Annotated in this window: 10 protein-coding genes; 4 read left to right on the top strand and 6 right to left on the bottom strand. The window is 62.3% G+C overall.

All coding sequences use genetic code 11. The features are described from left to right. Positions 1-12: 12 nt before the first annotated feature. The 3 genes from ACT8II_RS04690 to ACT8II_RS04680 all read left to right on the top strand — a co-directional run bounded on the left by ACT8II_RS04690 (position 13) and on the right by ACT8II_RS04680 (position 5,537). Positions 13-3,858, top strand: coding sequence for a phosphoribosylformylglycinamidine synthase (locus ACT8II_RS04690; RefSeq protein WP_443813144.1), 3,846 nt, complete (start codon positions 13-15; stop codon positions 3,856-3,858). 442 nt (positions 3,859-4,300) lie between these two features. Beyond that, a complete protein-coding gene (locus ACT8II_RS04685) occupies positions 4,301-4,840 on the top strand; it encodes a pyridoxamine 5'-phosphate oxidase family protein (RefSeq protein ID WP_443813129.1) in 540 nt (179 codons plus the stop codon). A gap of 142 nt (positions 4,841-4,982) precedes the next feature. Beyond that, positions 4,983-5,537, top strand: coding sequence for a GNAT family N-acetyltransferase (locus ACT8II_RS04680; protein ID WP_118654259.1), 555 nt, complete (start codon positions 4,983-4,985; stop codon positions 5,535-5,537). A 45-nt stretch (positions 5,538-5,582) separates the two neighbouring features. Here ACT8II_RS04680 and ACT8II_RS04675 read toward each other — a convergent pair whose 3' ends face one another. Continuing rightward, complete coding sequence (locus ACT8II_RS04675; RefSeq protein ID WP_368076125.1) at positions 5,583-6,167, bottom strand: DNA-deoxyinosine glycosylase; 585 nt, start codon at positions 6,165-6,167, stop codon at positions 5,583-5,585. Here ACT8II_RS04675 and ACT8II_RS04670 point away from each other — a divergent pair. Continuing rightward, positions 6,166-6,408 (top strand): glutaredoxin family protein, encoded by a 243-nt coding sequence (locus ACT8II_RS04670; protein WP_118654261.1) that lies wholly within the window; start codon positions 6,166-6,168, stop codon positions 6,406-6,408. The two genes, ACT8II_RS04675 and ACT8II_RS04670, sit on opposite strands and share 2 nt — an antisense overlap. A gap of 144 nt (positions 6,409-6,552) precedes the next feature. Here ACT8II_RS04670 and ACT8II_RS04665 read toward each other — a convergent pair whose 3' ends face one another. The 5 genes from ACT8II_RS04665 to rpsL form a co-directional block, all read right to left on the bottom strand. After that, a complete protein-coding gene (locus ACT8II_RS04665; RefSeq protein WP_118654262.1) occupies positions 6,553-7,704 on the bottom strand; it encodes a cation diffusion facilitator family transporter in 1,152 nt (383 codons plus the stop codon). A gap of 175 nt (positions 7,705-7,879) precedes the next feature. Beyond that, entirely contained in the window at positions 7,880-8,188 is a 309-nt protein-coding gene (gene rpsJ / locus ACT8II_RS04660) for a 30S ribosomal protein S10 (RefSeq protein WP_443813126.1), read from the bottom strand. 64 nt (positions 8,189-8,252) lie between these two features. Further along, positions 8,253-10,358 (bottom strand): elongation factor G, encoded by a 2,106-nt coding sequence (fusA, locus tag ACT8II_RS04655; RefSeq protein ID WP_118654264.1) that lies wholly within the window; start codon positions 10,356-10,358, stop codon positions 8,253-8,255. A gap of 21 nt (positions 10,359-10,379) precedes the next feature. Continuing rightward, a complete protein-coding gene (gene rpsG / locus ACT8II_RS04650; protein ID WP_412108056.1) occupies positions 10,380-10,853 on the bottom strand; it encodes a 30S ribosomal protein S7 in 474 nt (157 codons plus the stop codon). 47 nt (positions 10,854-10,900) lie between these two features. Continuing rightward, positions 10,901-11,193: 30S ribosomal protein S12 (gene rpsL, locus ACT8II_RS04645; protein ID WP_443813124.1), on the bottom strand; the 293-nt coding region annotated here is incomplete at its 5' end.

The following is an 11,193-nucleotide window of genomic DNA, read 5'->3' as shown; positions in this document are numbered from 1 at the left end:
GGGCAGGACTCAATGGTCTCTCGCGTGTACGTAGAGAAGAAACCCGGGTTTGACGTCGAGGCGAAGCAGCTGCTCACCGAGCTCCGCGACACCTTGGGCATCGAGGCGCTCACGGCTTTGCGCGTCATTAACCGTTATGACGTCGAGGGTATCGACGAGAAGTTGTTCGCACGCTGCGTGCCCACCGTATTCTCCGAGCCGCAAGTCGACGCCGTGTACAAGGAGCTGCCCGCCGATGCTGCTCACCTCTTCGCCGTCGAGGCGCTGCCCGGCCAGTTCGACCAGCGCGCCGCCTCCGCCGCCGAGTGCGTCCAGCTCATCTCCCAGGGCGAGCGCCCCACCGTGCGCTGCGCCAAGGTGTACGTGCTCTCCGGCGAGCTCTCCGCCGAGGACCTCGACGCCATCAAGGGTTACGTGGTGAACCCCGTCGAGTCGCGCATCGCCGCGCTCGAGCTCCCGGACACCCTCACTCAAGAGATTCCCGATCCCGAGCCGGTCGAGGTCATCGACGGCTTCCGCGAGATGGACAAGGCCGCCCTCGCGGCGTTCATCGCCGATCGCGGCCTGGCCATGGACGAGGCGGACATCGCCTTCTGCCAGCAGTACTTCAAGGACGAGGATCGCGACCCCACCATCACCGAGATCCGCGTCATCGATACGTACTGGAGTGACCACTGCCGTCATACCACCTTTGGCACCAACCTCCAGAACATCGAGATCGACGACGCCGCCGTCGAGGCCGCGTTCGACCGCTACATGGAGATGCGCCATGAGCTTGGCCGCGACGAGAAGCCCGTCTGCCTCATGGACATGGGCACCATCGGCGCCAAGTGGCTTAAAGCGCAGGGCATCCTCACCAACCTCGACGAGTCCGAGGAGATCAACGCCTGCACCGTCAAGGTGACCGTCGACGTCGACGGCGAGGACCAGGACTGGCTGTTCCTCTTCAAGAACGAGACCCACAACCACCCCACCGAAATCGAGCCCTTCGGCGGCGCCGCCACCTGCGTGGGCGGTGCCATCCGCGACCCGCTCTCCGGGCGCTCCTACGTCTACCAGGCAATGCGCGTCACCGGCGCGGCCGACCCGACTGTCCCCGTGAGCGAGACCATCGCCGGCAAGCTGCCGCAACGCAAGATCGTGACCACCGCGGCCGCCGGCTACTCCTCCTACGGCAACCAAATCGGACTGGCCACGGGCCAGGTCTCTGAGCTGTACCACCCCGGCTACATGGCCAAGCGCATGGAGGTGGGCGCCGTGGTGGGCGCCACCCCGGCGAGCCACGTCCGCCGCGAGTGCCCCGCCCCCGGCGACAAGATCATCCTGCTCGGTGGCCGCACCGGCCGTGACGGCATCGGCGGCGCCACCGGCTCCTCCAAGGCCCACAACGTCGAGTCCATCGAGAAGGACGGCGCCGAGGTCCAGAAGGGCAATGCCCCCATGGAGCGCAAGCTGCAGCGCCTCTTCCGCCGCGGCGACGCCTGTCGCCTCATCAAGCGCTGCAACGACTTCGGCGCGGGCGGCGTGTCCGTCGCCGTGGGCGAGCTCGCCGACGGCCTCTACATCGACCTCGACATGGTCACCAAGAAGTACGACGGCCTGGACGGCACCGAGCTCGCGATTTCCGAGTCCCAGGAGCGCATGGCCGTCGCCGTGGCCGAGGAGGACGTCGAGGAGTTCATGGGCTACGCCGCCGAGGAGAACCTCGAGGCGACCGTGATCGCCGAGGTCACGCATGAGGCCCGCGTCCGCATGGCCTGGCAGGGCGACGCCATCGTCGACCTCTCCCGCGACTTCCTCAACTCCAACGGCGCGCCCAAGTACCAGGACGTCCACGTCGTGGCCCAGGGCATCGCCCCCATCGACCCCGAGAGCGAACTCGCCGAGGCCGCGCTCGAGGAGTTCGGCACCCTCGAGGGCATCTACGAGAGCACCGTCCCCATGGTGCCGGGCGCCGAGACCTGCGAGTCTTTCCACGACGCCATGACCGAGCTCGTGAGCGACCTCAACGTGTGCTCCAACAAGGGCCTGTCCGAGCGCTTCGACTCCACCATCGGCGCCGCGACCGTCCTCATGCCCTTCGGCGGCACCCGGCAGCTCACCCCGAGCCAGGCCATGGTCGCCAAGTTCCCGGTCGACGGCGAGACCACCACGGTCTCTGGCATGGCCTGGGGCTTCAACCCCTACATCATGGACGCCGACCAGTACCGCGGCGCCTATCTCTCCGTGGTCGAGAGCATCTCGCGCCTCGTGGCCACCGGCTTCGACCATGAGAAGGTCTACCTGTCCTTCCAGGAGTACTTCGAGCGCCTGCGCGATGTGCCCGAGCGCTGGGGCAAGCCCATGGCCGCCGTACTGGGAGCGCTCATGGCCCAAGTCGAGCTCGGCGCCGGCGCCATCGGCGGCAAGGACTCCATGTCCGGCTCCTTCGAGGACCTCGACGTCCCGCCCACGCTCGTGTCCTTCGCCGTGGCCGTCGACAAGCTCGCCAACATCGTCTCGCCCGAGTTCAAGGGCGCCGGCCATCGCGTCGCCCTGATCCAGCCCTCCTACCAGGTCGACGACCTGCTGCCCGAGACCGACTCCCTGCTCGCCGCCTTCAGCGCCGTCGAGGACCTCGTGCGCGAGGGCAAGGCGCTCTCCGTCTCCACCGTCGGCTTCGGCGGCTTGGCAGAGGTCCTGTTCAAGGCCTGCCTGGGTAACCGCATCGGCTTCGAGGTTTCCGAGGCCTACTACGAGGCTGACGCCCGCGACCTGTTCGACCACTCCTACGGCTGCTTCATCGTCGAGCTCGACGAGGACGCCGCGCTGCCCGAGGTCGACGGCGCGTGCGTGGTCGACCTCGGCGTGACGTGCGAGCCCTACGAGCTCACCGCCTACGGCGAGACCCTTGATCTGGACGAGCTGCAGGAGGCCTGGGCGAGCGCGCTCGAGGGCGTGTTCCCCTATCGCAGCGCCGCCGACGACGTTGACGCGCCCGAGGAGCTGATCCCCGAGGAGCGCTACCGCTCCGAGGAGGAGGGCCGCATCCGCGCGACCTACGGCGGCCTCAAGATCGCAAAGCCCCGCGTGATCATCCCGGTCTTCCCCGGCAACAACTGCGAGTTCGACTCCGCCCGCGCCTTCCGCGCCGCCGGAGCCGAGGCCGACGTCTTCGTAATCAACAACCTCACGCCCGAGAACGTCGCCGAGTCCACGCGCGAGCTCGCACGGCGCATTCGCGAGTCCCAGATCGTCATGATCCCCGGTGGCTTCTCCGGTGGCGACGAGCCCGACGGTTCCGCCAAGTTCATCACCGCGTTCTTCCGCGCGCCCGAGGTCACCGAGGCGGTTCGCGACCTCCTGCAGTCCCGTGACGGCCTGATGCTCGGCATCTGCAATGGCTTCCAGGCGCTCGTCAAGCTCGGCCTGGTGCCCTACGGCGACATCGTGGACGCCACCGCGGACGCGCCGACGCTGACCTTCAACCAGATCGGCCGCCACCAGAGCCGCCTGGTTCGCACCCGCATCTGCAGCGATCTCTCGCCCTGGCTATCCCAGTGCAACGCGGACGAGCTCTACACCGTGGCCATCTCCCACGGCGAGGGCCGCTTCGTCGCGAACGACGAGGTGCTCGGGCAGCTCCGCGCCGGCGGCCAGATCGCCACGCAGTACGTCGACGTGGCCGGCATGCCATCCATGGACCTCGACGTGAACCCCAACGGCTCCGTCGCCTGCATCGAGGGCATCACCTCCCCCGACGGCCGCGTGTTCGGCAAGATGGGCCATGTGGAGCGCCGCGGCAACGGCCTGTACAAGAACGTCCCCGGTGAGAAGTTCATGCCCCTGTTCGAGAGCGGCGTGGCCTACTTCGGGTAGGCAGATCCCCCAAATGGTCCTCCTCGTGGGGTCCGCATATAACGCCTTCGAGCGCCGCCGGCTGTTCTGCCGACGGCGCTCTTCCATTTGCGCCCGCCTCCTCATTTGCGCCCGCTCGCGCAATCGCTCGTAATTGAGGTTTTTCGTATTCGTTTCCCAAAAGTCAAAGTAGAGGACGCCATTCAGCAAAAAAATCCTGACCTTTTGCTAGATTTCCCGCCGCTCTACTTTCGAAATCCCAAATCGAGTACGAAAAACCTCAACTTCCTAATTCCCCGTTGGCACTATGTGCCTCCGTAGTCAGTCTGCACCGATCCACGTTTGGGCCATGGCGCGCTGGCGCCCCCTTTCAAGCACCCGAGTTAGCGGGCTTCAAGCCACGCGCCACCACGACTCAAAATAACGTATTCTCTGTTCAAGCCCACACAAGAAAGGTCGATCCATGCACCAGCCCATGAAGCAGCTCCCGGAACGAGCCATCAGCGAAGAGGAGGCCCGCAAAATCCTCCGCATCGGCGAGCACTGCGTCGTCGCCACGGTCGATGCTGACGGACACCCCTACGCCACGCCGCTCTCCTACGTCCTGGACGGTGACGCCCTGTTGATCCACACGGGCATCGCGGGAGGCCAGAAGACCGAGGACTGGAAGCGCGACCCGCGCGTGTGCGTCACCGTCGCCGTGGATATGGACCCAGTTTACGTCGAGGAGGACGGTGCTCCCGGCTTCTTCACCACGCGCTTCGCGAGTGTGATTGCCACGGGTACCGTTCGCCCCGTTGAGGACACCGCGCTTATGCGACGCGCCTTGGCACAGATCTGCCTTAAATACTGCCCCGAGCACAAGGACAAGATTGGCGCAGCGATCGACTGGGAGCTCCCCGCGACCGCAATTTGGGCAATCGATCTCGATCATATCTCCGGTAAGGCGGGACGCCGCATCCCCAACGGTAAGGGAACCGTCACCGGCAATCTGGACGGATAGACCACCTACCCCCCTTCCCACAAATCGTACGGGAGGGCACACGCTCCATGCGCCGCACACGCCGTCGGCATGGCGCACGTCAACTGCCCCACCGCTTCGCATCCGTATCACCGTCCATTCCATTGACCCCGAAAGGACCACTATGGAACTCATCACCGCCCGCCTTGTCCTGCGCCCCTGGCTCGACAGCGACGCAACCGAGCTCTACGCGCTCGCCCGAGATCCACGTATAGGTACCGCCGCAGGCTGGCCTCCACATGAAAGCGAAGAGCAGAGTCTCGACATCCTCCGCAATGTCTTGCGGGGACCCGAGCAATATGCCGTCACCCTCAGATGCGACGGCACGCTCATAGGTGCAATAGGACTTAAAACGATCGATGATTGCGATTATCTAGAGGGACCCGATGAGTACTCCGCAGGCTACTGGATCGGCGCGCCGCATTGGGGTAAGGGATACGCCCCGGAGGCGTTCTCCGCGCTCATCGAGCATGCGCAACGCGACCTGGGAGCTCGAGCGATGTACGCCGACCACTTCCTCGATAACGCCCAATCGCATCGTGTGATGGAGAAGTGCGGTCTCAAGCCCCTGCGGACAGCCGAGGTTAGCGCGCTGTACCCCGAAGGCTCGCGCGAGGTCCTCATCATGCAGCGCGAACTCAGGCCGGACGGCGAGGCGAACGGCTCATCAGGGTTATGACACGGCAATCGGTTTTGCACGGTCGTCCCCACGCCGCCAAAAGGCCTAATTCATCGAATCCAAGGCTTCCTTCCAGCGTTTTTGAAGCCGATCGAATGTCCATGCGGCGTTTGCGGGACTCGTTGAGGGCAGCACGACCGCGGGCAATCCAACCCGATCCTGCAGGTGCTTGGCGTATAGACGCCCCGCCGTTCCGCCATTGCACACGACATGCCGAATGGGCGCCACCTCAAGCACACGCTCGATGTCTACAGGCTCCACGTTTGCGATGCTCGCATCGCTCGAACCCTTAATGTCGCATTGCGCCACCACGTCCCACAGCGCAATACCATGCGCAAGCAAGAGCGCGCACTTCTCAGGGATCGATTGGGGGACTTTCGCTCGCAGGCAAGACGCTAAAACGCGCCAAAATCGGTTCTGGGGATTTCCGTAATAGAAGTCGTTCGCGCGCGAAAGTACCGAGGGAAAGGAGCCGAGCACTAAAATGCGTGAGCGCTCGTCGTATACCGGTTCAAACCCGTGCGATATGCGTTGATACTCAGGCATGATCTTCCTCCTATCTCCACGAGAGCCTCCGCGCGAGTGGGTATAAGCGACTAGAATACCATCATCTTTAGAAGGGATCATCATGTCAGCCAACCACGACCTTGTCCTGTATTATCGCCCCACGTGCCCGTTTTGTATCCGCGTCACGGACTTCATGAGGAGCCGCGGCATCGAAATTCCCCTGCGCAATATCAGCATCGACTCCGAGGCGGCGCGTACACTCGTTTCGGTGGGTGGCAAGCAGCAGGTTCCGTGCCTGTTCATCGACGGCAAGCCGCTCTACGAATCAAGCGATATCATCGCTTGGCTCGATGCCAACTTCTAAGCTCATCCCCCACCGCAAAACATACGTGCACTGTCGCCGAACAAAGGCATACAGGGGAACGTGTCTCATCCAGACGGGCTCATCGCCATAACCGCGGTGAGCCCTCCTCCCTCTGCAACAGGCCAAAGGCAGAGAACGCGAACCCTACTGCTCTGCCGATACGTAATCCTCATCGACCGTGATTTTGGGCACGGCATCGGGGTACTCTTCGACAACAAGGGCCGACAAGCGAGATTTGAACTCCTGGGGACTCAGCTCACAATCAGCAGGATGCAGCGAATCGAAAATAACATTGGTATGCGTAGGCCCCGGTACACACCGAAGATCATGAATGCTCGCGTGAGGGCTGATGCTCTGCGCTAAAGCATTAATCTTGTTACGCATATCGGCGACATGGGGATCATTCGTGACGATGGGGTCGTAATGAAGGGTGACAATGAGCCCGTCCTCGTCCTTGAACGCCTGCTCGATATTATCAAGTGTGTCGTGGCTCTCGAGCGGATCGGTCTCAGCTGCCATCTCAACGTGCGCGCTGGCGAATTGCCTGCCCGGGCCGTAGTCGTGCACCATGAGGTCATGCGTGCCGAGGACCCCAGGGTAGCTCATGATTTTTGATCGGATATGCTGAACAAGCTCAGGGTCGGGTGCTTGTCCAAGTAGCGGATTGACCGTGTCGCGGATGAGCTCGATGCCGCTCCAACCGATATAGGCGCCCACTGCGAGGCCCGCCCAGGCGTCCAAATTAATCCCCGTGATACGGGCGAATATTGCACAAATGAGCACCGCCCCCGTGGCAAGGACGTCATTTTTGGAATCCTGGGCGGTTGCAAGCAGTGTTTCGGATTTGATTTTCTCCCCGAGCACGTGATTCAGATGAGCCATCCATTGTTTGAGCCCCATAGATCCCACAAGGACACCCACCAACGCAAGCGAGAATTCGACGTCAGAGGGATTGATGATCTTATCAATCGAGGATTTGACGAGCTCGACGCCGATCATAAGCACGAGAACAGCGACGACAAGCCCCGAGAGATACTCGAAGCGACCATGACCATACGGATGCTCCGGGTCGGCGGGCTTACTGGCGAGCTTGAAACCCAGGACGCTCACGATATTCGAGCTCGCGTCACTCAGATTGTTGAGTGCATCGGCAACGATGGACACAGAGCCAGAGAGAACGCCCACCAGCCCCTTGCCAAGGCAAAGCACGACATTGAGCGCAATGCAGACAAAACCGGCAAGCTCGCCGACCTTGCCGCGGTCACCTTCTGCGCGTCGCATAATCCAATCAACCATACGTACCCCGAATCTCTTTACCGTACAGCCCCATAGCGCAATTGCAATTTGACAATGGTAGCACCGAACAGGACGGGCGGCACGCTACGTAAGCAACGACAATCAACTCTAGAGACACAAAAAGGCCGTCACCCCTAGGTGACGGCCTTGAAGATTGCGCTATCAAGCAATCGACTTAGAGCTTGATCTCGATGTCGACACCGGCAGGCAGGTCGAGGCGCATGAGCGAGTCGACGGTACCGGGCGTGGGATCGAGGATGTCAATGAGACGCTTGTGAGTGCGCATCTCGAACTGCTCACGGGAGTCCTTGTTCGTGTGGGGCGAACGGATGACCGTGTACAGGTTGCGCTCGGTCGGCAGAGGGATGGGGCCGGAAACGCGAGCACCGGTCTTCTGAGCGGTCTCAACGATGAGCTTGGCGGACTGATCGACGACCTCGTGATCATAGCCCTTCAGGCGGATCCTGATCTTCTGGCTGGACAACTTAACCTCCAACAATGGATGAGCGAGGGCACCCTCGCGGTGTTACACGTACGGGCGAGGGACCTTAGTTGGTACCGTTCTTCGCCATGACCTCGTCCACGATGGACTTGGGAGCCGGCTCGTAGGAGTCGAACTGCATGGTGTAGGTAGCACGGCCCTGGGTCTGGGAGCGAAGGTCGGTAGCGTAACCGAACATCTCGCCCAGCGGCACCTTGGCACGGATAAGCTTGCTGTTCCTGCGATCCTCCATACCCTCGATCTTGCCGCGGCGACCGGAGAGGTTGCCCATAACGTCGCCCATATACTGCTCGGGGGTCTCGACCTCGACAGCCATGATCGGCTCGAGCAGCTGCGGATCGGACTTCTTGAGGGCGTCCTTGATAGCCATGGAACCGGCGATCTTGAAGGCGGCCTCGGAGGAGTCGACCTCGTGGTAAGAACCGTCGAACAGGGTGACCTTAACATCGAGGACCGGGAAGCCGGCGATAACACCGGTGTTCAGGGCCTCCTGGATGCCCTTATCGATGGACGGGATGTACTCCTTGGGCACGACGCCGCCGACGATAGCGTTGACGAACTCGTAGCCGAAGCCCTCCTCCATCTTCTCGAGCTTGATGACGGCGTGGCCGTACTGACCGCGACCGCCGGACTGACGGACGAACTTGCCCTCAGCCTTCTCGACGTCGTGACCAGCGGTCTCGCGGTAGGCAACCTGGGGCTTACCAACGTTAGCGTCAACCTTGAACTCGCGGAGCAGACGGTCGACGATGATCTCGAGGTGCAGCTCGCCCATGCCGGCGATGATGGTCTGGCCGGTCTCGTGGTTGGTGGACACCGTGAAGGTCGGGTCCTCCTCGGCGAGCTTGGTCAGAGCCAGGGACATCTTGTCCTGCTCGGCCTTGGTCTTGGGCTCGATGGCAACGTCGATAACGGGCTTAGCGAACTCGATCTTCTCGAGGACGATCTCCTTGCCCTCGGTGCACAAGGTGTCACCGGTAGTGGAGTTCTTGAAGCCGACGCAAGCGACGATGTCGCCGGCACAGGCGTCGTCACGATCGATACGCTCGGCGGCGTTCATCTCGAGGATACGGCCGAGACGCTCGCGCTGACCGTTGGAAGCGTTGACCACGTAGGAGCCGGACTCGGCGCGGCCGGAGTAAACGCGAACATAGGTGAGCTTACCGACGAACGGGTCGGTCATGATCTTGAAGACCAAGCCGGAGAAGGGCTCGTCGAAGGAAGGATGGCGCTCAATCTCCTCGCCGGTGTCCGGATCGGTACCGGTGACGGCCTCGACGTCGATCGGGCTGGGCAGGTAGTCGACGACAGCATCGAGCAGCTCCTGAACGCCCTTGTTCTTGTAGGCGGAGCCCACGAAGACGAGGTTGAGCTCGTTGGCCAGAACGCCCTTGCGCAGAGCAGCCTTGAGCTCCTCGACGGTGAAGTCCTCTTCCATGAGGATCTTCTCCATGAGCTCGTCGTCAAAGTTGGCAGCAGCGTCGAGGAGCTCCTCGCGCTTGGTGGCAGCGATGTCAGCGAACTCAGCCGGGATCTCGTCCATCGGCTCGGGGTAGGTCATGCCCTTCGCGTCGGCCTTGAAGTCCCATGCAGTCATGGTGACCAGGTCGATGACGCCCCAGAAGTTGTCCTCGGCGCCCATCGGGACCTGAGCAGCCACGGCGTTAGCGTCGAGGCGATCCTTCATGGTCTCGATAGCGTTGAAGAAGTCAGCGCCCACGCGGTCATACTTGTTGATGAAGGCGATGCGGGGGACGTTGAAGGTAGAAGCCTGACGCCAAACGGTCTCAGACTGGGGCTGAACGCCGGCAACGGCGTCGAACACGGCGACGGCGCCATCGAGGACGCGCAGGCAGCGCTCGACCTCGGCGGTGAAGTCAACGTGGCCCGGGGTGTCGATGATCTGGATGCGGTAGTCCTTACCGTCCTTGTTCCAGAAGCACGTGGTAGCAGCGGAGGTAATGGTTACGCCGCGCTCCTGCTCCTGAACCATCCAGTCCATGGTGGCAGCGCCCTCATGGACCTCACCGATCTTGTGGGTCTTACCGGTGTAGTAAAGAATACGCTCGGTCGTGGTGGTCTTACCGGCATCGATGTGAGCCATGATGCCGATGTTACGGGTATCGGAAAGCTTGTACTTGGGCTTAGCCATGTCTTAAGTCCCTTCCCTGAATTACCAGCGGTAGTGAGAGAACGCGCGGTTGGCCTCGGCCATCTTGAAGACGTCCTCGCGCTTCTTCACGGAAGCGCCAACGCCGTTGGAGGCGTCGAGGATCTCGGCGGCCAGACGCTCGGCCATGGTCTTCTCCTTGCGGGCGCGGGAGAAGTTGACCATCCAGCGGATGCCCAGCTGAGTGGAACGACGGGCGTTGACCTCCATGGGGACCTGGTAGGTAGCGCCACCAACGCGCTTGGGCTTGACCTCAAGCGTGGGCTTGATGTTGTCCATGGCCTTCTTGAAGACGGCGAGGGCGTCCTCACCGGTCTTCTCGGCGACCATATCGAAGGCGGTGTAGACGATACGCTCAGCGGTGGCCTTCTTGCCGTCAAGAAGGACCTTGTTGATGAGCTGCGTCACGAGGCGGTTGTTGTAAACAGCATCAGGCTGGACCTCGCGGCGGTGAGTTTTAGCTGCACGACGCGGCATATTGAATCTCCTCTATCTGAATGGGATCTGGGTCAATCGTCGATCGACTACTTCGGGCGCTTCGCGCCGTACTTGGAACGACCCTGCTTACGGTTGGCGACGGGGGCGCAGTCATAGCAGCCGCGAAGGATGTGGTAACGCACACCAGGCAGGTCGCGAACACGACCGCCGCGGACGAGCACGATGGAGTGCTCCTGCAGGTTGTGACCCTCGCCGGGGATGTAAGCGGTGACCTCGATGCCGTTCACGAGGCGCACACGGGCGACCTTGCGAAGAGCCGAGTTCGGCTTCTTAGGGGAGGTGGTGAACACGCGGGTGCACACACCGCGCTTCTGGGCGT

Source organism: Collinsella sp., assembly GCF_052346665.1.
Classification (GTDB): Bacteria; Actinomycetota; Coriobacteriia; order Coriobacteriales; family Coriobacteriaceae; genus Collinsella.
Note: the sequence above shows the minus strand (reverse complement) of the source record. Positions and strands in the feature narration are given on the sequence as shown.